At 68.0% G+C, this 22,786-nt stretch carries 19 protein-coding genes; 16 read left to right on the top strand and 3 right to left on the bottom strand.

The features are described 5' to 3' along the window. Window positions 1-151: 151 nt before the first annotated feature. The 7 genes from HCU73_RS02670 (at window position 152) to HCU73_RS02640 (ending at window position 6,055) form a co-directional block, all read left to right on the top strand. On the top strand, window positions 152-1,684 hold the full coding sequence (locus HCU73_RS02670; RefSeq protein WP_168621844.1) for an acyl-CoA carboxylase subunit beta: 1,533 nt from the start codon (window positions 152-154) through the stop codon (window positions 1,682-1,684). Between the two features lie 52 nt (window positions 1,685-1,736). After that, complete coding sequence (locus HCU73_RS02665; protein WP_239025424.1) at window positions 1,737-2,147, top strand: RidA family protein; 411 nt, start codon at window positions 1,737-1,739, stop codon at window positions 2,145-2,147. Next, window positions 2,144-2,557, top strand: a complete 414-nt coding sequence (locus tag HCU73_RS02660) for a DUF6497 family protein (protein WP_168621843.1) — start codon at window positions 2,144-2,146, stop codon at window positions 2,555-2,557. The genes HCU73_RS02665 and HCU73_RS02660 overlap by 4 nt, the downstream gene beginning before the upstream one ends. A gap of 205 nt (window positions 2,558-2,762) precedes the next feature. Continuing rightward, on the top strand, window positions 2,763-2,909 hold the full coding sequence (locus HCU73_RS02655) for a hypothetical protein (RefSeq protein ID WP_168621842.1): 147 nt from the start codon (window positions 2,763-2,765) through the stop codon (window positions 2,907-2,909). 72 nt (window positions 2,910-2,981) lie between these two features. Continuing rightward, window positions 2,982-3,356: a hypothetical protein gene (locus tag HCU73_RS02650; protein WP_168621841.1), complete on the top strand. Its 375-nt coding sequence runs from the start codon at window positions 2,982-2,984 to the stop codon at window positions 3,354-3,356. 298 nt (window positions 3,357-3,654) lie between these two features. Next, window positions 3,655-3,867 carry a hypothetical protein gene (locus HCU73_RS02645; protein WP_210730455.1) on the top strand — a complete coding sequence of 71 codons (213 nt, stop codon included), beginning with the start codon at window positions 3,655-3,657 and terminating at the stop codon, window positions 3,865-3,867. A gap of 142 nt (window positions 3,868-4,009) precedes the next feature. Next, complete coding sequence (locus HCU73_RS02640; protein ID WP_168621840.1) at window positions 4,010-6,055, top strand: acetyl-CoA carboxylase biotin carboxylase subunit; 2,046 nt, start codon at window positions 4,010-4,012, stop codon at window positions 6,053-6,055. A 46-nt stretch (window positions 6,056-6,101) separates the two neighbouring features. Here the strand turns inward: HCU73_RS02640 and HCU73_RS02635 are convergent, their stop codons facing one another. Beyond that, window positions 6,102-6,590: a DUF4174 domain-containing protein gene (locus HCU73_RS02635; protein WP_168621839.1), complete on the bottom strand. Its 489-nt coding sequence runs from the start codon at window positions 6,588-6,590 to the stop codon at window positions 6,102-6,104. Between the two features lie 174 nt (window positions 6,591-6,764). Here HCU73_RS02635 and scpA point away from each other — a divergent pair, with 174 nt between their 5' ends. The 9 genes from scpA (at window position 6,765) to HCU73_RS02590 (ending at window position 18,521) form a co-directional block, all read left to right on the top strand. After that, window positions 6,765-8,897: a methylmalonyl-CoA mutase gene (scpA, locus tag HCU73_RS02630; RefSeq protein ID WP_168621838.1), complete on the top strand. Its 2,133-nt coding sequence runs from the start codon at window positions 6,765-6,767 to the stop codon at window positions 8,895-8,897. A 158-nt stretch (window positions 8,898-9,055) separates the two neighbouring features. Then, window positions 9,056-10,138 carry an AI-2E family transporter gene (locus HCU73_RS02625; protein WP_168621837.1) on the top strand — a complete coding sequence of 361 codons (1,083 nt, stop codon included), beginning with the start codon at window positions 9,056-9,058 and terminating at the stop codon, window positions 10,136-10,138. Then, window positions 10,138-10,815: an HdaA/DnaA family protein gene (locus tag HCU73_RS02620; protein WP_168621836.1), complete on the top strand. Its 678-nt coding sequence runs from the start codon at window positions 10,138-10,140 to the stop codon at window positions 10,813-10,815. The genes HCU73_RS02625 and HCU73_RS02620 overlap by 1 nt, the downstream gene beginning before the upstream one ends. Window positions 10,816-10,895: 80 nt before the next feature. Then, entirely contained in the window at window positions 10,896-13,070 is a 2,175-nt protein-coding gene (locus HCU73_RS02615) for an RNA degradosome polyphosphate kinase (RefSeq protein WP_168621835.1), read from the top strand. Between the two features lie 55 nt (window positions 13,071-13,125). Continuing rightward, window positions 13,126-14,703: a Ppx/GppA family phosphatase gene (locus HCU73_RS02610; RefSeq protein ID WP_239025423.1), complete on the top strand. Its 1,578-nt coding sequence runs from the start codon at window positions 13,126-13,128 to the stop codon at window positions 14,701-14,703. A gap of 343 nt (window positions 14,704-15,046) precedes the next feature. Further along, window positions 15,047-15,244, top strand: a complete 198-nt coding sequence (locus HCU73_RS02605; protein ID WP_168621834.1) for a hypothetical protein — start codon at window positions 15,047-15,049, stop codon at window positions 15,242-15,244. A gap of 84 nt (window positions 15,245-15,328) precedes the next feature. Further along, window positions 15,329-16,669, top strand: a complete 1,341-nt coding sequence (proS, locus tag HCU73_RS02600) for a proline--tRNA ligase (RefSeq protein ID WP_168621833.1) — start codon at window positions 15,329-15,331, stop codon at window positions 16,667-16,669. Window positions 16,670-16,790: 121 nt separating this feature from the next. Continuing rightward, window positions 16,791-17,177 (top strand): BrnA antitoxin family protein, encoded by a 387-nt coding sequence (locus tag HCU73_RS02595; RefSeq protein ID WP_239025422.1) that lies wholly within the window; start codon window positions 16,791-16,793, stop codon window positions 17,175-17,177. A gap of 105 nt (window positions 17,178-17,282) precedes the next feature. Beyond that, a complete protein-coding gene (locus tag HCU73_RS02590; RefSeq protein ID WP_168621832.1) occupies window positions 17,283-18,521 on the top strand; it encodes a ribosome-binding factor A in 1,239 nt (412 codons plus the stop codon). Between the two features lie 32 nt (window positions 18,522-18,553). Here HCU73_RS02590 and carB read toward each other — a convergent pair whose 3' ends face one another. Together carB and HCU73_RS02580 are read right to left on the bottom strand one after the other, a co-directional pair. Then, window positions 18,554-21,883 (bottom strand): carbamoyl-phosphate synthase large subunit, encoded by a 3,330-nt coding sequence (carB, locus tag HCU73_RS02585; RefSeq protein WP_168621831.1) that lies wholly within the window; start codon window positions 21,881-21,883, stop codon window positions 18,554-18,556. An 80-nt stretch (window positions 21,884-21,963) separates the two neighbouring features. Then, window positions 21,964-22,647 (bottom strand): cyclic nucleotide-binding domain-containing protein, encoded by a 684-nt coding sequence (locus HCU73_RS02580; RefSeq protein ID WP_168621830.1) that lies wholly within the window; start codon window positions 22,645-22,647, stop codon window positions 21,964-21,966. Window positions 22,648-22,786: the final 139 nt, after the last annotated feature.

Genomic DNA, 22,786 nt, shown 5'->3' with positions numbered 1-22,786 from the left:
TCGCAAAATATTCAAACCGACCGCAAAGTGATTTGCAAATATGCGCTTTCCGACTCGCCGGACCGGCCCCTGCGGCCATAGGGTCCGCGACAATCCGGGGTGGCTTGCGCTACGCAGGGGAAAAGACCGGAACACTCGGGAAGGGACGGACATGAAGGACATCCTGCAGGAGCTGGAACAGCGCCGCGGCGAAGCGCGGCTCGGCGGCGGCCAGAAGCGGATCGAGGCGCAGCACGCCAAGGGCAAGCTGACCGCGCGGGAACGGATCGAGCTCTTGCTCGACGAGGGGTCCTTCGAGGAATACGACATGTTCGTCACCCACCGCTGCGTCGATTTCGGCATGGAGAAATCCAAGCCCCGCGGCGACGGCGTGGTCACCGGCTGGGGCACCGTGAACGGCCGCATGGTCTACGTGTTCAGCCAGGATTTCACCGTGCTGGGCGGGTCGGTGTCCGAGACCCACGCCGCCAAGATCTGCAAGATCATGGACATGGCGATGCAGAACGGCGCGCCCGTCATCGGCATCAACGACAGCGGCGGCGCGCGGATCCAGGAGGGCGTCAGCTCGCTCGCGGCCTACGGCGAGGTGTTCCAGCGCAACATCGAGGCGTCGGGCGTGGTGCCGCAGATCAGCCTTATCATGGGCCCCTGCGCCGGCGGCGCGGTCTACAGCCCCGCGATGACCGACTTCATCTTCATGGTGAAGGACAGCTCCTACATGTTCGTGACCGGCCCCGACGTGGTCAAGACGGTGACGAACGAGGTGGTGACCGCCGAGGAGCTGGGCGGCGCCAGCACGCATACCCGCAAGTCGTCCGTCGCCGACGGCGCCTTCGAGAACGACGTCGAGGCGCTGGCCGAGGTGCGGCGGCTGATCGACTTCCTGCCGCTGTCGAACCGCGAGAAGCCCCCGGTGCGGCCCTTCTACGACGACCCCGGCCGGATCGAGGAAAGCCTCGACACGCTGGTCCCCGACAACCCCAACAAGCCCTACGACATGAAGGAACTGATCCTGAAGGTCGCGGACGAGGGGGATTTCTACGAGATCCAGGAGGATTTCGCGAAGAACATAATTACCGGCTTCATCCGGCTCGAGGGGCAGACGGTGGGCGTGGTGGCCAACCAGCCGATGGTTCTGGCCGGCGTGCTCGACATCGACAGCGCGCGCAAGGCGGCACGCTTCGTGCGGTTCTGCGACTGCTTCGAGATCCCGCTGCTGACCTTCGTCGACGTGCCGGGCTTCCTGCCGGGGACGACGCAGGAATACAACGGTGTCATCAAGCACGGCGCGAAGCTGCTCTTCGCCTATGGCGAGGCGACGGTGCCGAAGGTGACGGTCATCACCCGCAAGGCCTATGGCGGCGCCTACGTGGTGATGTCGTCCAAGCACCTGCGCGGCGACATCAACTACGCCTGGCCGACCTCGGAGATCGCGGTGATGGGCGCCAAGGGGGCCGTGGAGATCCTGCACCGGGCCGACCTCGGCCAGCCGGAAAAGATCGCGGCGCACACCAAGGAATACGAGGACCGCTTCGCCAACCCCTTCGTGGCGGCGGAACGCGGCTTCATCGACGAGGTGATCCAGCCGCGGTCGACGCGGAAGCGGGTCTGCCGGGCCTTCGCGCAGCTGCGTACGAAGCGCAAGCAGATGCCGTGGAAGAAGCACGACAACATTCCGCTGTGACCGGCCGACCCGGCCGGCGCGGCGGGACAAGCCCCGCCCTACGGAGCCTGACATGACCGACCCCATCTTCCACATGATCTCCGGCGGCCCGCGCCCCGTGGCGCCGTTCTCGCACGCGGTCGAGACCGACGGCTGGGTGATCCTGACCGGCCAGATGCCGACCGACCCCGCCGCCCCCGACGCGCCCCTGCCTGAAGGGGTGGCGGCGCAGACCGTCCGAGTGATGGAGAACCTGCGCCTGATCCTGCAGGGCGTCGGCCTCGACCTGTCCCACGTCGTGCAGATGCGCGCCTACCTGACCGAGTTCGAGCGCGACTACGCCGCCTTCAACGAGACCTACCAGTCCTTCTTCCCGCCCGACCGGCGCCCGGCGCGCACCACGGTGGGCGTGACCGCGCTGGCCGTCGGCGCGCTGGTCGAAATCGACTGCATCGCCCGCCGGCCGGAGGGCGCGCGCCCGTGATCCTCGGCCCCGCCCCCGTCGCCGCCCTGATGGCCTTCGCCCCGCTGACCGCGGCGGCGGACGCCTGGCCGACCGGCGAGGTGGCGGCGCCCTCGGGGCAGGCGGTGGCGCTGGACGAGCTGCTGTTCGAGGAAAACCCGTGGTCGGGCGAGTTGCAGGTGGTGGTCCGGCTGCTGGCGCCCGCCATCGCCGACGAGACCATGCTCTACACCGTGATCCGCGGCGACATGGACTGGGCCTGCGACACCTGGGGCCTGCCCGCCGCCGGCACGCTGGCCAGCCCGCCCGACTGGGTGGTGGTCGAGATGATGGCCGCCCCCGCCCCGCGCGGCGAGCCCACCCCCGACATCCGGCGCCTGTTCGAGACCTACCGGCTCGAAGGGCCCATCTGCATTTGGGAGCTTTTCTGATGCCCGCACAACATCTTGCGGCGCGACGTTCAAGCGCCCCCCGGTTTGATGCAAGCCAGTCACAGGCGCCCGGAGCCTGTGGAAACTCCTGTGGAGAAACGGCCCCGCGCGGTATCCTCGGCCCCAGCTGCCCCCGTGCAGCTGTACCTCTGGCCGTGGCCGGGTCGCTCGATCCGGTCACGGTCCAAAACCAAAGGAGAGCGAGATGTCGCGCATCATCCAAGCGCTTCTTGCCCTGGGCCTTGTGGCAGGTGTTGCAGCTTGCGCCGCACCGGCGCCCGAGCAGGAAGAGATCATCTTCATCGAACCGGCCCCGATCGTACACGAGCCGGTCTACAACAAGTACGACTGACGACCCCCTGACCGGGCGGCGCCAGCGCGTCGCCCGGGTCTTCGCGCCCGCCCCGGCCCGGGAGCTGCGCGCATGATCAAGCACAAGGGCTTTCCCTCGCGCCTGCCGGGCACGGACTACCAGTTCACCATCCGCCGCGGGAACGCGGACGGGGCGACGAAGCTGATCCGCCGCGAGCGCTACGCCGACCGCAAACCCGCCGACCGCCGCGCCGACGCCGCCTTCATGGAGGCGCTGTGGCTCTACTTCGGCACCGAGCCCTTCGAGCGCGGCAACCTCGACGCGGGCCGGCTGTCGTGGCTGTTCGGCCGCGAGGTGCTGCCCGCCGAGGACCCGTTCGACCCTGAAAGCTACGAGGCCCTTCTGGTCATCGACGAGGACCGCGCGCGCGCCGCCTTCCCCGAGGCCTTCGACGGCGACGGGCTGTGGGAGGGCCGATCGGCATGATCTTGCCAGCGCTGTCCGGTGTTGCGCGGTTTCGTGCGCATGGCGGGGGTGCCCCGCGCAAGACCCTTTCGCGGGGCGATTTCCGTGGCAATGTGACTGCGCCGGCCAATGTCCCCAGCATCTCTTCGGCCGGTGACGACAAGACGTGTTACCCTTCCCCTTCGAAGCGGCCGGCCAGCTTGCTGCGCCGGCCGCCTTTTTCCGCCGCGGCGGAGGGTGGGGATAGCCGCACTATCGGCGTGCCCGGAACCCGTGTAGGATGTCCGGCACGAGGCACATCGACAGGAGCAGACGCAAAATGCGCGCCACCATCACCAAGACTTCCCTCACCGCCGCCCTGTTCGCCGCAGCCCTCGGGCTGTCGGGCTGCGTCACGTCCGACCTCGAGCGCGCCGGCATCGGCGCCGCTGCGGGCGGCGTCACCGCAGCCGCGTTCAACGGGAATGTCGGCACCGGCATCCTCATCGGTGCGGCGGGCGGGGCATTGTGCGACGACATCGGCTTCTGCTGACGCCGCGCACCGCCCGGGCCGCGCGCGCGGCCTGAGCCGAACCAGCCACACATCGGGCCACCGGGGCGGACAGCCCCCGGTGGCCTTTTGCCGTTTTGCACCAGAACGGGGCCCAAGCCCCGCAAGGAAGGGACGCTGACCCATGTTCAAGAAGCTCTTGATCGCCAACCGGGGCGAGATCGCCTGCCGCGTCATCAAGACCGCGCGCAAGATGGGCATCGCCACGGTCGCGGTCTATTCCGACGCCGACCGTGACGCGCTGCACGTCAAGATGGCCGACGAGGCGATCCACATCGGCCCGCCGCCGGCGTCCGAAAGCTACATCGTGATCGACAAGATCATGGCCGCGATCAAGGCCAGCGGCGCCGAGGCGGTGCATCCGGGCTACGGCTTCCTGTCCGAGAACATGAAGTTCGCCGAGGCGCTGGACAAGGCGGGCGTCGCCTTCGTCGGCCCGCCGACCGGCGCGATCGAGGCGATGGGCGACAAGATCACCTCCAAGAAGATCGCGGCCGAGGCGGGCGTGTCGACGGTGCCGGGCTTCATGGGGCTGATCGCGGATGCCGACGAGGCGGTGAAGATCTCGAACGAGATCGGCTACCCGGTGATGATCAAGGCCAGCGCCGGCGGCGGCGGCAAGGGGATGCGGATCGCGTGGAACGACCGCGAGACGCGCGAAGGCTTCCAGGCGTCGAAGAACGAGGCGAAGTCGTCCTTCGGGGATGACCGCATCTTCATCGAGAAGTTCGTGACCCAGCCGCGGCACATCGAGATCCAGGTGCTGGCCGATGCCCACGGCAACTGCGTCTACCTGGGCGAACGGGAATGCTCGATCCAGCGCCGGAACCAGAAGGTCATCGAGGAGGCGCCGTCGCCCTTCCTCGACGCCGCCACCCGCAAGGCGATGGGCGAACAGGCCTGCGCGCTGGCGCGCGCGGTGGGCTACACCAGCGCCGGCACGGTGGAGTTCATCGTCGACGGCAACCGCAACTTCTACTTCCTCGAGATGAACACGCGCCTGCAGGTGGAGCACCCGGTGACGGAGCTGATCACCGGCGTGGACCTCGTGGAGCAGATGATCCGCGTGGCCGCGGGCGAGAAGCTGCCCTTCACGCAGGACGACATCACGCTGACCGGCTGGGCGATGGAAAGCCGGCTCTATGCCGAGGACCCCTATCGCAACTTCCTGCCCTCGATCGGGCGGCTGACGCGCTATCGCCCGCCGCAGGAGGTGCAGGCCGGCCCCCTGACCGCCACCGGCAAGTGGCAGGGCGAGGCGCCCAGGGGCGACACCGCCGTCCGCAACGACACCGGCGTCTACGAGGGCGGCGAGATCAGCATGTTCTACGACCCGATGATCGCCAAGCTCTGCACCTGGGCGCCCGACCGCCTGGGCGCGATCGAGGCGATGCGGGTCGCGCTGGACAGCTTCGAGGTCGAGGGGATCGGCCACAACCTGCCCTTCCTGTCCGCCGTGATGGACCATGACCGCTTCGTGTCGGGCAACATCACCACCGCCTTCATCGCCGAGGAATACCCCGAGGGCTTCGACGGCGTGACGCTGGGGGCCGACGCGCTGCGGCGGGTGGCGGCGGCGGCGGCGGCGATGCACCGGGTGGCCGAGATCCGGCGCACCCGCGTCTCGGGGCGGATGGACAACCACGAGCGCCGCGTCGGCACCGACTGGGTGGTCCGGCTGCAGGGCGCCGAGTTCCCGGTGGTGATCGCGGCCGATCACGACGGGTCGACCGTGACCTTCGAGGACGGCCACGCGATGCGGGTCACGTCGGACTGGACGCCGGGCGACCAGCTGGCCCGCCTGATGGTGGACGGCGCGCCGCTGGTGCTGAAGGTCGGCAAGGTGCCCGGCGGCTTCCGCCTGCGCACGCGCGGTGCCGACCTCAAGGTTCATGTCCGCAGCCCGCGGCAGGCCGAGCTGGCCCGGCTGATGCCGGAAAAGCTGCCGCCCGACACCTCCAAGATGCTGCTCTGCCCGATGCCCGGCCTGATCGTGAAGATCGACGTGGCCATCGGCGACGAGGTGCAGGAGGGGCAGGCGCTGTGCACCGTCGAGGCGATGAAGATGGAGAACATCCTGCGCGCCGAGCGCAAGGGCGTGGTCGCGGCGATCAAGTGCGGCCCGGGCGACAGCCTGGCCGTCGACGAAGTGATCATGGAGTTCGAGTGAAGCCGATGCCCAGCACCGCGCCGGAGATCGACGGGGAACCCGGGGGCTACCGCCCCTGGGACCGCAGTTCTTCCTGTCGGAACTGGAAGTTGTCGATGCCGCGCGTGATCTCGCGCACGTCGCGGGGGCTGGGCCGGCGGAAACCGACGTTGCCGTCCTTCTGCATCACCACCAGCGCAAAGCCGCGCGGGCGCAGCGCCTGCCGGATCGCGGTGCGGGCGGCCGGGTCGGTGTCGACGATGATGACCACGTCGCGTTCGATCAGCGGCTCGGGGCGCGCGGCCAGCATCTCCATCTGCTCGATGAAGCGCGGGTCGGCGGGGGTGTCGGCAAAGACGATGACCGGACGGGCGATCCAGATGAATTCCTCCAGCGTCACGTCGGCGGCGTTGCGCGGCTCCATCGGGTCTACCGCCTCGATCCCGGTCTCGGGCGCGTCGGCGGCGGCCACGGCGACGGCGTCGGCGGCGGTCTGGGCCAGCGCCGGCATCGCCAGCAGCAGGGCGGCGGTCAGGGCAAGGGGGGTCGGTCGCATTCATCCTCCGTTCGGGGGAGATATAGGCACGCCCCCCGGGAAAGCGAAGGGATTTGCCCGGGGTGCGGCCACGCGCACCCGGCGGGACGAGATCGCGGCGCGGGCGCCGCACGGCACGGAGACGGGCGGGGCCGGACCCCTGCGCCCGACAGGACAAGGAAGAGGACGACCCCGATGACCGACACTCTGGACGCCTGGCGCAAGCTCGCCGCGAAGGAACTGGGCGGGCAGGACCCCGACAGCCTGACCTGGGAGACGCTGGAGGGCATCCGCGTCAAGCCGCTCTACACCGAGGCCGACACGGCCGCCCTGCCCCACCTGGGCACCCTGCCCGGCTTCGCGCCCTTCACCCGCGGGGTGAAGGCGACGATGTATGCCGGCCGGCCCTGGACGATCCGGCAATACGCGGGCTTTTCCACCGCCGAGGAATCGAACGCCTTCTACCGCAAGGCGCTGGCCGCCGGTCAGCAGGGCGTCAGCGTCGCCTTCGACCTCGCCACCCACCGCGGCTACGACAGCGACCACCCGCGCGTGATCGGCGACGTGGGCAAGGCCGGCGTCGCCATCGACAGCGTCGAGGACATGAAGATTCTGTTCGACGGCATCCCGCTGGACCAGGTCAGCGTCTCGATGACGATGAACGGCGCGGTGATCCCGGTGCTGGCGAACTTCATCGTCACCGGCGAGGAACAGGGACATGACAGGGCGGTGTTGTCTGGAACGATCCAGAACGACATCCTCAAGGAGTTCATGGTCCGCAACACCTACATCTACCCGCCCGAGCCCTCGATGCGGATCATCTCGGACATCATCGAGTACACCTCGAACGAGATGCCCAGGTTCAACTCGATCTCGATTTCCGGCTACCACATGCAGGAGGCCGGGGCGAACCTGGTGCAGGAGCTGGCCTACACGCTGGCGGACGGGCGCGAATACGTGCGGGCGGCCATGCAGGCCGGGATGGACGTGGACAAGTTCGCGGGCCGCCTGTCGTTCTTCTTCGCTATCGGCATGAATTTCTTCATGGAGGTGGCCAAGCTGCGCGCCGCGCGCACCCTGTGGCACCGGATCATGACCGAGTTCGGGGCGAAGTCGGAACGCTCCAAGATGCTGCGCACCCATTGCCAGACCTCGGGCGTGTCCCTGCAGGAACAGGACCCCTACAACAACGTCATCCGCACCGCCTACGAGGCGATGAGCGCGGTTCTGGGCGGCACCCAGTCGCTGCACACCAACGCGCTGGACGAGGCGATCGCGCTGCCGACGGAGTTCAGCGCGCGGATCGCGCGGAACACCCAGCTGATCCTGCAGGAAGAGACGGGCGTGACCAAGGTCGTCGACCCGCTGGCGGGCTCCTACTACGTCGAGGCGCTGACCAACGACCTGATCGAGAAGGCCTGGGCGCTGATCGAGGAGGTCGAGGAGATGGGCGGCATGACCAAGGCGGTGGCCAGCGGGATGCCCAAGCTGCGCATCGAGGAATCGGCCGCGCGGCGGCAGGCGATGATCGACCGCGGCGAGGAGGTCATCGTGGGGGTCAACAAGTACCGCAAGGACAAGGAGGACCCCATCGACATCCTCGAGATCGACAACAACGCCGTGCGCGACGCGCAGGTCGCCCGCCTCCAGCGCATCCGCGCGGGCCGCGACCAGGCCGCCTGCGACGCGGCGCTGGCGGAACTGGAGCGGCGGGCGAGCGAGGGCGGCAACCTGCTGGAGGCGGCGGTGGCCGCGGCGCGGGCACGGGCGAGCGTGGGAGAGATCAGCATGGCGATGGAAAAGGTGTTCGGCCGGCACCGGGCCGAGGTGAAGACGCTCGCGGGCGTCTACGGCGCGGCCTACGACGGCGACGAGGGCTTTGCCGCGATCCAGAAGGACGTGGAGGCCTTCGCCGAGGAGGAAGGCCGCCGGCCGCGGATGCTGGTGGTCAAGATGGGGCAGGACGGCCACGACCGCGGCGCCAAGGTGATCGCGACGGCCTTTGCCGACATCGGCTTCGACGTGGACGTGGGCCCGCTGTTCCAGACCCCCGAGGAGGCGGCGCAGGACGCCATCGACAACGACGTGCACGTGGTGGGCATCTCCAGCCAGGCGGCCGGCCACAAGACGCTGGCGCCCAAGCTGATCGAGGCGCTGCAGGCGCAGGGCGCGGGCGACATCCTGGTGATCTGCGGCGGTGTCATCCCGCACCAGGATTACGAGTTCCTCAAGGCCGCCGGGGTCAAGGCGATCTTCGGGCCGGGCACCAACATCCCCGAGGCGGCGCGGGATATCCTGTCGCTGATCCGCGCGGCGCGCGCGGCCTGAGGGCGACCGAAAAACTGCAGTTTTTCGTGAGGGAAAACTGCAGTTTTCCCCCGCGGAAAACTCGAGTTTTCCGCCATGGCACGGGGCGGGATGCACGCTGCCCCTTGCCCGGCCGCGCCCCCTGACGCATCTAGGGGCGGAGCGAAGGAGGCGCACCGATGGCCCTGCCCGTCCGTCAGCAACTCACCTACTGGGGCCTCGCCACGGCGGTGTTCCTGTTCCTGCTCTGGGCACTCGGCGGGGTGATCCTGCCCTTCCTCGTCGGCGGCGCGGTGGCCTATTTCCTCGATCCCGTCGCGGACCGCCTGGAACGGATGGGCATGTCGCGCATCCTGGCGACCGTGATCATCTTCGTGGTGCTGATCACCGTCGTGATCCTTGCCCTGCTGGTGATCGTGCCGCTGGTGATCCAGCAGGCCAACGACCTGATCCGGTCCGCCCCCACCCTGTTCGAGCAGCTGCGCAACTGGCTGACCGAGCAGTTCCCGCAGGTGATGGAGGAGGGCTCGCCGCTGCGCCAGTCGCTCGCCTCGATCGGCACCACCATCGAATCGCGTGGCGGCGCCTTCCTGCAGCAGGTCCTCAGCTCGGCCGCGGGCGTGGTGAACGTGGTGGTGTTCCTCGTCGTGGTGCCTGTCGTCGCCTTCTACATGCTGATGGACTGGGACCACATGGTCGCCCGCATCGACGACCTCCTGCCGCGCGACCACGCCCCGGTGATCCGGCACCTCGCCGGCGAGATCGACAAGACGCTGGCCAGCTTCGTCCGCGGGCAGGGCACGGTCTGCCTGATCCTCGGCACCTTCTATGCGGTGGCGCTGATGGTGGTGGGGCTGCAGTTCGGTCTGGTGGTGGGGCTGATCGCGGGGCTTCTGACCTTCATCCCCTACGTCGGCGCGCTGGTGGGCGGCGCCCTGTCGGTGGGACTTGCCCTGTTCCAGTTCTGGGGCGACTGGTGGCTGATCGTGGCCGTCGCCGCGATCTTCCAGGTCGGCCAGATGTTCGAGGGCAACATCCTGACGCCCAAGCTGGTGGGCTCCTCCGTGGGCCTGCACCCGGTGACGCTGATCTTCGCGCTGTCGGCCTTCGGCACGCTGTTCGGCTTCGTCGGAATGCTGGTCGCGGTGCCGGTCGCGGCCGCGATCGGCGTGCTCGTCCGCTTCTTCCTCGCGCAGTACCAGCAGGGGCTGCTCTACCGCGGCCTCGCGGGCCGCGCGGAGGCCGACGACGGAGAGGCGTGATGGCCGAGCAGCTGGTGCTCGACCTGCCGTTCCGCGCGGCGATGGGGCGGGCGGATTTCTTCGTCTCCGAGGCCAACGCCGCCGCGGTCGCGGCGCTGGACGGCTGGCGCAGCTGGCCCGGCGCCAAGCTGGTGCTGACCGGCCCGGCGGGGTCGGGCAAGACGCACCTCGCCCATGTCTTCGCCGCGCAGGCGGGCGCGCGCATCCTGCCCGCCGCCGACCTGCCCGGCCATGACCCCGCGTCGATGGCCGAGGCCCCGGCGCTGGCCGTCGAGGACGCCGACCGCATCGCCGGCGACGCGTGCGCCGAGGAGGCGCTGTTCCACCTGCACAACGCCGCCGCCGGGCGCGGCACGCCGCTCCTCCTGACCGCGCGGGCGGCGCCGGCGCGCTGGGGCCTCGCCCTGCCCGACCTCGCCAGCCGGATGCAGCAGGCGGGGCTGGTGGCCCTGTCGCCCCCCGACGACGCGCTGGTGGCGGCCGTTCTGGTCAAGCTCGCCGCCGACCGCCAGCTGGCACTCAGCCCGGCGGTGGTGGCCTACATCCTGCCCCGGATCGACCGGTCGCTCGGCATGGTGCAGGCGGTGGTCGCCGCGCTCGATGCCGAGGCGCTGGCCCATCAGCAGAAACCCGGCCTGCGTCACGTCAAGGCGGTGCTGGCGCGGCTGCAGGCCTGAGCCCCCTCGACGCCGCGCCGCCGCCCGCGCAGAATGGCGGCCGTCACCTGACCGTTACCCACCCGGATTACGCCCCGCCCATGAGTTTCGCCGATTTCCTGACCGCGCCCCTGCCCGAGCCCGTGACCCTGCCCGAGGCGCAGATCACCGGGCCGCAGCGCTTCTTCAACCGCGAACTCAGCTGGCTCGCCTTCAACTGGCGTGTGCTGGAGGAGGCGATGAACCCGCGTGTGCCCCTGCTGGAACGGGTGCGCTTCGTGTCGATCTCGGCCGGCAACCTCGACGAGTTCTACACCGTGCGCGTCGCGGGCCTGCGAGAGCTGGCGCAGGAGGGCAACACCACGCCCGCCGCCGACGGCCGCACGCCCGCCGAGCAGCTCAAGCTGATCCACGCCGACGCCCGCCGCCTGATGCAGCACCAGCAGGCGGCGTGGAACGCGCTCAAGGCCGAGATGGAGGACAAGGGCCTCAGCGTCGTCACCGCCTCCAAGCTGACCGCGGGCGACCGCAAGACGCTGGAAGACGTGTTCTTCGCCCGCGTGTTCCCGGTGCTGTCGCCGCTGGCCATCGACCCGGCGCACCCCTTTCCCTTCATCCCCAACGAGGGCATCGCGCTGGCGCTCAGCATGAAGCGGCAGCGCGACGGCCGCGTGCTCAAGGCGCTCCTGCCGATCCCGGCGCAGATCGACCGGTTCCTGCGCCTGCCCGCCGCCGAGGGCAAGGCGCGCTTCCTGCCGCTGGAGGAACTGCTGCGGCTGCACATCGGCGCGCTGTTCCCGGGCTACGCGCTGACCGGGTCCTGCATGTTCCGGGTGCTGCGCGACAGCGACCTCGAGGTCGAGGAGGAGGCCGAGGACCTGGTGCGCGAGTTCGAGACCGCGCTCAAGCGCCGCCGCCGGGGCGAGGTGGTGCGCCTGCAGATCAGCGCCGGCGCCCCCGACGACCTGAGGGCCGAGATCATCCACCAGCTCCACGTCAAGGAGACCGAGGTGGTCGAGGTCAAGGGCATGATCGGCCTTGTCCGCCTCAAGGAACTGGTGATCGACGAGCGGCCCGACCTCTTGTGGCCGTCCTTCACCCCGCGGGTGCCGGAGCGCGTGCAGGACCACGACGGCGACATGTTCGCCGCGATCCGGCAGAAGGACATGCTGCTGCACCACCCCTACGAGACCTTCGACATGGTCATCCGCTTCCTCAGCCAGGCGGCGCGCGACCCCAACGTGGTGGCGATCAAGCAGACGCTCTACCGCACCTCGAACGAAAGCCCCATCGTCGATGCGCTGTGCGAGGCGGCCGAGAACGGCAAGTCGGTCACGGCGCTGGTCGAGCTGAAGGCGCGCTTCGACGAGGCCGCCAACATCCGCCAGTCGCGCAAGCTGGAACGGTCCGGCGCGCACGTGATCTACGGCTTCATCAACTACAAGACCCACGCCAAGATCTCGACCGTGGTCCGGCGCGAGGGCGACCGGCTGGTCACCTACACCCATTTCGGCACCGGCAACTACCACCCGATCACCGCGCGGATCTACACCGACCTCAGCCTGTTCACCTGCGACGACGCGCTGGGGCGCGACGCGACCAAGGTGTTCAACTACGTCGGCGGCTATGCCGAACCCGAGCGGCTGGAAAACCTCGCCATCTCGCCCCTGAGCCTCAAGAGCCGCATCCTCGACAACCTCGCCGCCGAGATCGAGCACGCCCGCGCCGGCCGCCCGGCGATGGTCTGGGTCAAGCTCAACAGCCTGATCGAACCCGACGTGATCGACGCGCTCTACGCCGCGTCGCAGGCGGGCGTGCGGATCGACCTGATCATCCGCGGCATCTGCGGCCTGAGGCCCGGGGTGAAGGGCCTGTCCGAGAACATCCGGGTGAAATCCATCGTCGGCCGCTTCCTCGAACATTCCCGCATCGTGTGCTTCGGCAACGGCCACGGGCTGCCCTCCAAGAAGGCCAAGGTCTACATCAGCTCGGCCGACTGGATGGGCCGCAACCTCAGCCGCCGGGTCGAGACGCTGGTGGAATGCACCAACGCCACCGTGAAGGCGCAGATCGTCAGCCAGATCATGGCCGCGAACCTCGCCGACGTGGCGCAAAGCTGGGTGCTCCAGCCCGACGGCAGTTTCCTGCGGCCCGAGCTGTCGGGGATCGAGGCGCCGTTCTCCTGCCACCGCTTCTTCATGGAGAACCCCTCGCTGTCGGGCCGGGGGTCGGCCGGGGCCAAGGATGTGCCCGAACTGACCCACAGTCACGATTGAGCCGCGACACCCCCGCAATTGACGCGCGGGGGGGCGCCATGCACAAGGTCGAGCCATGACGAGGCAGATGCACGCCGAAACCTCGCCCGACGGCCCCGAGCACCACCCCGAGTGGGGCCCGTTCGGCGTGCCGCTGTTCGACGGCCCCGAGGCGCAGTCGCTGCAGCGGGTCGGCGTGATCGACATCGGGTCGAACTCGGTCCGCATGGTGATCTTCGACGGCGCGGCCCGGAGCCCCGCCTACTTCTTCAACGAAAAGATCCTCTGCGGCCTCGGCGCCGGTTTCGCCGAGACCCGGCGCCTGAACCCCGAGGGCAAGATCCGCGCGCTGGCGGCGCTGCGCCGCTTTGCCCGGCTGGCCAAGGCGGCCGAGGTCTCGCCGCTGCTCGCCGTCGCCACGGCCGCGGTGCGCGACGCCGAGGACGGGCAGGAATTCCGCGACCGGGTGCTGGCCGAGGCGGGGCTGGACATCCACGTGATCGACGGCGCCGAGGAGGCGCGGCTGTCGGCGCAGGGGGTGCTTCTGGGCTGGCCCGGCGCGCACGGTCTGATCTGCGACATCGGCGGCTCGTCCATGGAATTGGCCGAGCTGAAGGGCTCGGGCAAGGTCGGCCAGCGCGCCACCTCGGACCTCGGGCCGCTCAAGCTGATGGGGATCACCGGCGGCAAGAAGGCGCTGAGGGCCCACATCAAGGCCGAGCTCGCGGAACTGACCAAGGGCTTCCCCGAGGAACCCGGGCGGCTGTTCCTGGTCGGCGGGTCGTGGCGGGCGATCGCGCGCATCGACATGGAGCGGCGCGGCTACCCGCTCAAGGTGCTGCACGAGTACCGGATGACACCCAAGGGCATCCTCGACACGATCAAGTACATCGGCAAGACCGACCTCGAGGAACTGCGCGCCCGCACCGGCACCAGCGCCGAGCGGATGCGGCTGGTGCCGCTGGCCGCCGAGGTGCTGCGGGTGCTGGTGCGCAAGCTGCACCCCAAGGAAATCGCGGTGTCCTCCTACGGCATCCGCGAGGGGCTGCTCTACGAACAGATGTCGCCCGCGCTCAAGGCGCGCGACCCGCTGATCGAGGCCGCCCGCCACTCCGAGGCGCAATCGGCCCGGATGCCGGGCTTCGGGCGCAAGCTCTACCGCTTCGTGGAACCCCTGTTCCCCCGCGCCAAGCACGACAAGAAGCGCCTGATCCGCGCCGCCTGCCTGCTGCATGACGTGAGCTGGCGCGCCCACCCCGACTACCGGGCCGAGGTCTGCTTCGACAACGCGACGCGGGCGAACCTCGGCGGCATGACCCATGCCGAGCGGGTCTACCTCGGGCTTGCGCTCCTGCACCGCTACAAGTCGAGCCGCACCGGCACCGGCTTCAACGCCGAGCTGCTCAAGCTTCTCCCCGAGGACCAGGTGCGCGAGGCCGAGATCCTGGGCCGCGCCATGCGCTTCGGGGCCATGTTCGCGGTGGCGAACCCGATCGACCACGGCACGCTCGTCTACCGGCCCAAGCGCAAGGAACTGATCCTGACGCTGCACAGCGACGAGGGGCGCGACCTGTTCGGCGAGGTGGCGCAGGCGCGCTTCAAGGCGCTGGCCGCGGCGATGGGGGTGGAACCCATCGTGGTGGGGGCCGCGTAAACCAGGCGGTAGGGATTCCCGGACTAGGGTCGCAGGCCGGCGGGGCGTAGCCTTGCTCCATCACGCCACGTGCGTCCCGACCCCGGAGGCTGCCATGACCGTCCTGAACACCCTCGCCCTGTCCCTCGTGCTGCTGGTCGCGGTGTTGCTCACGGTGCTCATCTTCGGGTCCGCGACGCTTGCGGCGTGACGGGGCGCGCCCGCGCCCCTTTCCTCCCTGACGGACTGGCCCCCGGCATCGCCCGGGGGCCTTTTTCTGCCCGGGGGCGGGGTAGGGAATGCCCCACTGTCGGGCCATGGCCGCCGCGCCTATCCTCAGACCCATCCGAAAGGGATAGCTGCCATGTCTCTGTTCAACATCCTGTCCGCCGCACTGGTCGTCCTGATCCTCGCCGCCGCCCTCGTGCTCTTCACCGGGATCCAGGCCGCCAATGCCGGCGTGTTCCAGACGCCTGCGGGCGGCTGGGGCATCGACCGCCCTGCCCCGCCACCGACGGACGGCCCGCGCGGCAGGGGCCCCGCGACCGCCGCGGGCGGCTGACCGGCCCCCGAGCGCGCCGCCTTGTGAGGCGTTTTCCTTTGGCGTATGCGTCGCCAGACGTGACTTGCCAGAGGGATGCGCCCCATGCGCCTCAGCCGCTATTTCCTGCCCGTTCTCAAGGAAACCCCGTCCGAGGCGCAGATCGTCAGCCACCGGCTGATGCTGCGGGCGGGCCTGATCAAGCAGGCCTCGGCCGGCATCTATTCCTGGCTGCCCTTCGGCTACAAGGTGCTGCGCCGGATCGAGCAGATCGTCCACGAGGAACAGATCCGCGCCGGCCACCTGCCCATGCTGATGCCGACGATCCAGTCCGCCGACCTGTGGCGCGAGAGCGGGCGGTATGATGCATATGGGGCCGAGATGTTGCGGATCACGGACCGGCATGACCGCGACATGTTGTTCACGCCCACGGCCGAGGAGCTGATCACCGACATCTTCCGGGCGCATGTGACGAGCTACAAGGACCTGCCGCTGACGATGTACCAGATCCAGTGGAAGTTCCGCGACGAGATCCGGCCGCGCTTCGGCGTGATGCGGGGCCGCGAGTTCTACATGAAGGACGGCTACAACTTCGACCTGACCAAGGAAGACGCGCTGCACGCCTACAACCGCCACCTCGTCAGCTATCTGCGCACCTACGAGCGCATGGGCCTGCAGGCGATCCCGATGCGCGCCGACAGCGGCCCGATCGGCGGCGACGACACCCACGAGTTCCTGGTGCTGGCCGAAACGGGCGAATCGGAGGTGTTCTACGACAGCGAGATCACCGACCTGCGCTTTGGCGACCGCGAGATCGACTACGACGACCGCGCCCAGTGCCAGGGCGTGCTGGAGGAATTCACCAGCCGCTACGCGCGCACCGACGAGACCCACGACCCCGAGCTGTTCGCCAAGATTCCCGCGGAACGCCAAAGGGTTGCCCGGGGCATCGAGGTCGGCCAGATCTTCTATTTCGGGACCAAGTATTCCGAGCCGATGGGCGCCATGGTCGATGACGGCAAGGGCAACCGGGTGCCGGTGCACATGGGCAGCCACGGGATCGGGGTCAGCCGCCTGGTCGGCGCGATCATCGAGGCGTCGCACGACGACAAGGGCATCGTCTGGCCCGAGGGGGTGACGCCCTTCCACGTGGGCATCGTGAACCTGAAACAGGGCGACGCGGCCTGCGACGGGGCCTGCGAGGGGCTCTACAAAGCCTTTGTCGCCAAGGGGCTGGAGCCGCTCTACGACGACCGCGAGGAGCGCGCGGGCGCGAAGTTCGCCACCATGGACCTGATCGGCCTGCCCTGGCGCATCACGGTGGGGCCGCGGGGCCTTGGCGCGGGCGTGGTGGAGCTGACCTGCCGCCGCACGGGCGCAAGCGAGGAGCTGTCGCCCGAGGCCGCGGTGGCCCGCGTGGCCGGGATCTACGCACCCCATATGTAGTGGGTCGCCCGGCCGCACCGGGCGTACACACCCCGTACACATCCCGTACACCGGCGCGCGCGTCAGGGGTTCCTTAACCCTGCCGCCCGAGACTGGCCGCTTTCCGAAAGAGGGGGCGGGCATGGGCACGCAGGACAAGCCGCTGGGCGCCACGGCGCGGCGGCACCACTACTACATGGCGGACGCGCTCCGGCGCTTCGAGTTCGAGATGCATTCGCGGATCTGGGTCGAGTCCCGCATCCCGCCCGAATGGCACGAGATCGCCACCCGGCGGGACAGCGCCAAGGTCCGGGTCACGCTGCGGCTGGATGCGGACGTGGTGAAGTGGTTCCGGTCGATGGGGCCGGGCTACCAGCCGCGGATGAACGACGTGCTGTCGGCCTTCATGCACGCGAAGCTGGCGGGGTTGCTGCACGGGGACGACACGATCGAGCCGTTCCGGGAGAGCTGGCAGTCACGGATGAAGGCGCCGGAGTGGGGGGAGACGGAGCGGGAGAGGGGGCGGTGAGTTCGCTACTAAAAAACCCTAGACAAACCTTGCGCTCCATCTGCAATGTAAGTCGCATAGACGAGTAATGGTATTCTGACTTTGATGGAGGATTAAATGGATGGAGTGTCTGACCAAGAAAATTCCATTCGAATGCCGCACCCTCTCTCTGTTGAGCTTTTCTCGGCACGATCCAACAAGACCACCAAGTTAATAAACAACACCTCGGCGGAGTCTGCGGTTGAAGGGAAGCATCGCTGGTTTGAGTATCGCTTTGAAAAACCAGTATACATCCAGAAGATTGAAGTATTTGGTACTGGATATGATAGCTGGAACGAGGTGTCTTTTGAAGTTTCCCACATTGATGGCACGAAACACAATCAGGAAATTAAGTTCGATGGGTCTACATCACGTGTAGGAATTGGAAAGCTCTGCGACAGTTTCCGCTTTCGGCCCGACGCCAAGCTCCTCAAGAGCACGACAATTGATCGTGTAGTGGTAACAGGGCTTACTCTAGATGAATTTCATGCCTTCGAGTGGGCCATCAAGGAATTTGAGCAACGCGAAAAGAGCCTACAAAGTAGAGAAGCACAAAAGACTACACTTATTGAAGAGATTTCAGAGCGAACCAAAGAGAAGTCGCAACTTGCTTCGGAACTTGGAAAGACCTCAGCGGAGCTTCAGCAAGCCACCCAACAACTTGAATCTACGCGTACAACACTTAGCAGCGAACGAGCGAACGCTGAACAGCTGAGAAGGACCGTGGCTGAACTGATCGCGTCACGTCAAGAACAGGAAACGGCAATTCGAAAAAATGAAGAAAAGATCAATGAATTAACACGTGAGATAAGGCTCTTTCCAAGCGAAATTGCTGGCTTTGTAAAAGAGGGTAACCGAAATATCTATTGGTACACCGCCCTTTCAATTCCATTCATCATTGTAATCTATGTGGTGCTTCGGGCTTTATTCTCGGGAGCAGTCGACCTAACGCAAGTCTGGCGAGAAGAGCAGGATATTGATATATGGACCGTCTTCCTAACCAGGCTTCCATTTGTCATTATAGCCTTTGCGTTATTGGAAGTATGTGGATATGTTGTGGGTCGCCTCGTCTTTGAGATTATCAAGATTAATCGCCAGAGACTCAATCTCTCCAAAATTAGCATCATTGCAAAAGATGTTTCAACTGCTGCCTCCCATGAGCTTGAACTCACAGAAGATGAACGATACGAGAAAGAAGTTCAATTGAAAATGGAATTGCTGCGCGAACACATGAAAGAGTACGTCGGGCAAGAATTCCATTACCAAGGGACAGCAGTGCAAAGACTCGCAGAGGCATTCGTTTCCAAGCTTGGGCCTCGGGGATGAACGCCACTTAGACCCTTGAACGAATAGGCCCGTCACCCCTGCAGCGACCGAACCCCCAGCTCCCCTTCCCGGCTCGCGCGCATCGCCAGCGCGGCGGCGTGGCTGGCGGCGAGCGTCGTGAAATAGGGGATCTTGTCGGCCAGCGTCACCGCCCGCATGGAGCGTGAATCCTCGACCGCCTGGGCGCCTTCGGTCGTGTTCAGCACCAGCTGCACGCCGCCGTCCTTGATGATGTCGACCACGGTGCGGCCGCCCTCGTAGGCCTTGTTCACCACGTCGGAGGCCAGCCCATGCGCCTTGAGGAAGGCCGCGGTGCCGCTGGTGGCGAGGATCGACAGGCCGAGGTCGGTCAGGATGCGGGCGGTCTCGACGAGGATCGGGCCCTTGTCGGCATCCTTGATCGAGATGAACACGGTGCCGGCGTCGGGCAGGCGGGTGCCGGCGCCGAGCTGGGCCTTGAGGAAGGCGCGGGGGAAGGTGCGGTCCCAGCCCATGACCTCGCCGGTCGAGCGCATTTCCGGGCCGAGCAGCGTGTCGACGCCGGGGAAGCGGGCGAAGGGCAGCACCGCCTCCTTCACCGAGAACCAGGGCGTGCGGTAGGACGCCAGCGCCATCGGGTCGCCCATGGGGATGACGGTGGCGTCGTCCACGGGCTGGTGCGGCTGGGCGACCGGGAAGGCCGAGAGTTTCTCGCCGGCCATGAGGCGGGCGGCGATGGAGGCGATGGCGCTGTCGGTCGCCTTGGCGACGAAGGGCACGGTGCGCGAGGCGCGCGGGTTCACCTCGATCAGGTAGATCTCGTCGTCCTTGACCGCGAACTGGACGTTCATCAGGCCGACGACGTTGAGGGCGTGGGCCAGCGCCTCGGTCTGGCGGATGATCTCGGCCTGGATCGCGTCGGATAGCGTGTGGGGCGGCAGCGAGCAGGCGCTGTCGCCGGAGTGCACGCCGGCCTCCTCGATGTGCTGCATGATGCCGGCGACATGGACCTGGGTGCCGTCGCAGAGCGCGTCGACGTCGACCTCGACCGCGCCGTCGAGGTAGCTGTCGAGGAGCACGGGGCTGTCGCCCGAGACGACCACGGCCTCGCGGATGTAGCGGTCGAGCTGGGCGGTGTCGCGGACGATCTCCATCGCGCGGCCGCCCAGCACGTAGGAGGGGCGGATCACCAGCGGGTAGCCGAGCTTCTCGGCCGCGGCCTTGGCCTGGGCGTCGGTGGTGGCGATGGCGTTCTCGGGCTGTTTCAGGCCGAGGCGCTGCACCAGCTGCTGGAACCGCTCGCGGTCCTCTGCGAGGTCGATGGCGTCGGGCGTGGTGCCGAGGATCGGGATGCCGGCGTCGTGCAGCGCGTTGGCGAGTTTCAGGGGCGTCTGGCCGCCGAACTGGACGATGACGCCGTGCAGCGTGCCGCGGGACTGCTCGACGCGGAGGATCTCCATCACGTGCTCGAAGGTGAGCGGCTCGAAGTAGAGCCGGTCCGAGGTGTCGTAGTCGGTCGAGACGGTCTCGGGGTTGCAGTTGACCATGATGGTCTCGTAGCCCGTGTCGCTGAGGGCGAAGCAGGCGTGGCAGCAGCAGTAGTCGAACTCGATCCCCTGCCCGATCCGGTTCGGGCCGCCGCCGAGGATGACGACCTTTTTCGCGCCCGAGGGGCGGGCCTCGCATTCGGGCTCGCCCATGGTGGGGTGTTCGTAGGTGGAATACATGTAGGGGGTCTGCGCCTCGAACTCGGCGGCGCAGGTGTCGATGCGCTTGAACTGGGCGGTGACGCCGAGGTTCAGGCGGGCGCGGCGGATGTTGCTTTCCTCGCGGCCGGTCAGTTTCGCCAGCCGCGCGTCGGTGAAGCCCATCATCTTGAGCCGGCGCAGCCCTTCCTCGGTCACCGGCAGGCCGTCGCGGCGGACCTGGGCCTCGGTGTCGACGATCTCGCGGATGCGGGCGAGGAACCAGGGGTCGTATTTGGTGGCGGCGTGGATCTTGTCGTCGCTGAGGCCGTGGCGCATGGCCTGGGCGACGATGCGGAGGCGGTCGGGGGTCTGGCGGCTGAGCGCCTTGACCAGCGCGGCCTCGTCCGGGGCGCCGGGGATGTCGATCTCGTCGAAGCCGGTCAGGCCGGTTTCCAGCGAGGCCAGCGCCTTCTGCACGCTTTCGTGGAAGCTGCGGCCGATGGCCATGGCCTCGCCCACCGACTTCATCGCGGTGGTCAGCTCGGGCTTGGCGCCGGGGAACTTCTCGAAGGCGAAGCGCGGGATCTTGGTGACGACGTAGTCGATGGTGGGCTCGAAGGACGCGGGCGTCACCTTGGTGATGTCGTTGTCGAGCTCGTCCAGCGTGTAGCCCACGGCCAGTTTCGCGGCGATCTTGGCGATGGGGAAGCCCGTGGCCTTGGACGCCAGCGCCGAGGACCGCGACACGCGCGGGTTCATCTCGATCACGACCATGCGGCCGTCGGCGGGGTTCACGGCCCACTGCACGTTCGAGCCGCCGGTCTCCACCCCGATCTCGCGCAGCACGGCAATGCTGCCGTTGCGCATGATCTGGTATTCCTTGTCGGTCAGGGTCAGGGCGGGTGCGACGGTGATGCTGTCGCCGGTGTGCACGCCCATCGGGTCCACGTTCTCGATGGAGCAGACGATGATGGCGTTGTCCGCGCGGTCGCGGACGACCTCCATCTCGTATTCCTTCCAGCCGAGCAGCGACTCGTCGATCAGGATCTGGGCGACCGGCGAGGCCTCCATGCCGGTCTTGCAGTAGTACTCGTATTCCTCGCGGTTGTAGGCGACGCCGCCGCCGGTGCCGCCCAGCGTGAAGGCGGGGCGGATGATGGCGGGCAGGCCCACGTATTCGATGGCCTCGATCGCCGCCTGCAGGCCGGCCTTGATGTCGTACTTGCCGTCGGCCTTCCGGGGCGCCGAGACGATGGTGGCCTTGGGGTTTTCCAGCCCGATCCGGTCCATCGCCTCGCGGAACAGCTTGCGGTCCTCGGCCATCTCGATGGCGGCACGCTTGGCGCCGATCATCTCGACCCCGTATTTCGCCAGCACGCCCATTTCCTCGAGCGCGAGCGAAGTGTTGAGGCCGGTCTGGCCGCCCATCGTGGGCAGGAGCGCGTCGGGGCGTTCCTTTTCGATGATCTTGGCCACGACCTCGGGGGTGATCGGCTCGATGTAGGTGGCGTCGGCCAGCCCCGGGTCGGTCATGATCGTGGCGGGGTTCGAGTTGACGAGGATGACGCGGTAGCCTTCCTCCTTCAGCGCCTTGCACGCCTGCGCGCCGGAGTAGTCGAACTCGCAGGCCTGCCCGATGACGATGGGGCCGGCTCCGATGATCATGATGGACTTGATATCGGTTCTCTTCGGCATCGTTCTTCCCCGGGCGGCGCGCAAATTGCTGGCGTTATAGGGATTGCGGGACCGGGCGCAAGCCCTGCCCGCCCCTTTGTTCAGACCGCGGCGGCGCGGGCGTTCGACGCGATGAACTTGGCCCGCGCCTCGGCCCCGATGGCGGCGTCGAGCGCGACGCGGATGCCGGGCTTGCGGCGCATCAGCGCCTGAAGCGCGGCGCTGTCAACGGCAAACAGGCGGGCGGGCGCGGTCAGGGTCACGGTTGCGATGGCGGGGTGGCCGCCGGGCGCGCCGAATTCCCCCACCAGGTTGCCGGGGCCCAGGGTGGCGACCTCGCGGCCGCCGACGGTGACGCGGGCCTGCCCGTCGCGGAGCCAGACCAGCGCCGGGACGGCCTGCCCCTCGGCCATCAGGACGGTGCCGGGGGCGGCATCCTCCCAGCGGCCGGCGGCGACGAGGGCCCGGGCGAGGATCGGCTCGATGCCCCTGAGCTTGGCGGCGACGAACTCGCGTTCCTCGGGGGTCAGGCGCAGGCCGCGGTTGAGGATGAAGAGCCGGGCGATGCCGATGAGGCTGAAGGCGATCCAGCAGCTTTCGATGACGGCGGCGAAGGGATTGAAGCTCTGCGTCAGCGACACGAGCATCATCGAGGAGGCGCCGAGGTTGAGGAAGGCATAGGGGTAGCCGTGCCCGCGCAGGAAGCCCAGCTGGAGCGAGCCGTAGGCGCTGAGATACAGGATCACGCCGAGGATGCCGGCGATCTCGAACAGGACGGGGGGCATCAGGCGGCCCCCCGGGGACGGGCGCGGGATGCGGGCAGGGTCGGCGGCATGGACGGCCTCGGGGGCTGGGATGGGGGCGCCCCCTTCATGCGCCCGCGCCCGGCCCGGGTGCAAGCATGGCGCGCCGGGGCGCCGCCCC

This window comes from Roseicyclus persicicus (assembly GCF_012395815.1).
Taxonomy (GTDB): Bacteria; Pseudomonadota; Alphaproteobacteria; order Rhodobacterales; family Rhodobacteraceae; genus Roseicyclus; species Roseicyclus persicicus.
Note: the sequence above shows the minus strand (reverse complement) of the source record. Positions and strands in the feature narration are given on the sequence as shown.

What these genes read in the sequence shown, in the direction of transcription:
- HCU73_RS02640 (WP_168621840.1), top strand. Translation starts at nt 4,010, where the DNA reads ATGTTCAAGAAGCTCTTGATCGCCAACCGGGGCGAGATCGCCTGCCGC.
- HCU73_RS02665 (WP_239025424.1), top strand. Translation starts at nt 1,737, where the DNA reads ATGACCGACCCCATCTTCCACATGATCTCCGGCGGCCCGCGCCCCGTG.
- HCU73_RS02635 (WP_168621839.1), bottom strand. Translation starts at nt 6,590, where the DNA reads ATGCGACCGACCCCCCTTGCCCTGACCGCCGCCCTGCTGCTGGCGATG.
- HCU73_RS02625 (WP_168621837.1), top strand. Translation starts at nt 9,056, where the DNA reads ATGGCCCTGCCCGTCCGTCAGCAACTCACCTACTGGGGCCTCGCCACG.
- HCU73_RS02655 (WP_168621842.1), top strand. Translation starts at nt 2,763, where the DNA reads ATGTCGCGCATCATCCAAGCGCTTCTTGCCCTGGGCCTTGTGGCAGGT.
- HCU73_RS02595 (WP_239025422.1), top strand. Translation starts at nt 16,791, where the DNA reads ATGGGCACGCAGGACAAGCCGCTGGGCGCCACGGCGCGGCGGCACCAC.
- scpA (WP_168621838.1), top strand. Translation starts at nt 6,765, where the DNA reads ATGACCGACACTCTGGACGCCTGGCGCAAGCTCGCCGCGAAGGAACTG.
- HCU73_RS02605 (WP_168621834.1), top strand. Translation starts at nt 15,047, where the DNA reads ATGTCTCTGTTCAACATCCTGTCCGCCGCACTGGTCGTCCTGATCCTC.
- HCU73_RS02650 (WP_168621841.1), top strand. Translation starts at nt 2,982, where the DNA reads ATGATCAAGCACAAGGGCTTTCCCTCGCGCCTGCCGGGCACGGACTAC.
- HCU73_RS02615 (WP_168621835.1), top strand. Translation starts at nt 10,896, where the DNA reads ATGAGTTTCGCCGATTTCCTGACCGCGCCCCTGCCCGAGCCCGTGACC.
- carB (WP_168621831.1), bottom strand. Translation starts at nt 21,883, where the DNA reads ATGCCGAAGAGAACCGATATCAAGTCCATCATGATCATCGGAGCCGGC.
- HCU73_RS02610 (WP_239025423.1), top strand. Translation starts at nt 13,126, where the DNA reads ATGACGAGGCAGATGCACGCCGAAACCTCGCCCGACGGCCCCGAGCAC.
- HCU73_RS02620 (WP_168621836.1), top strand. Translation starts at nt 10,138, where the DNA reads ATGGCCGAGCAGCTGGTGCTCGACCTGCCGTTCCGCGCGGCGATGGGG.
- HCU73_RS02670 (WP_168621844.1), top strand. Translation starts at nt 152, where the DNA reads ATGAAGGACATCCTGCAGGAGCTGGAACAGCGCCGCGGCGAAGCGCGG.
- HCU73_RS02645 (WP_210730455.1), top strand. Translation starts at nt 3,655, where the DNA reads ATGCGCGCCACCATCACCAAGACTTCCCTCACCGCCGCCCTGTTCGCC.
- proS (WP_168621833.1), top strand. Translation starts at nt 15,329, where the DNA reads ATGCGCCTCAGCCGCTATTTCCTGCCCGTTCTCAAGGAAACCCCGTCC.
- HCU73_RS02580 (WP_168621830.1), bottom strand. Translation starts at nt 22,647, where the DNA reads ATGCCCCCCGTCCTGTTCGAGATCGCCGGCATCCTCGGCGTGATCCTG.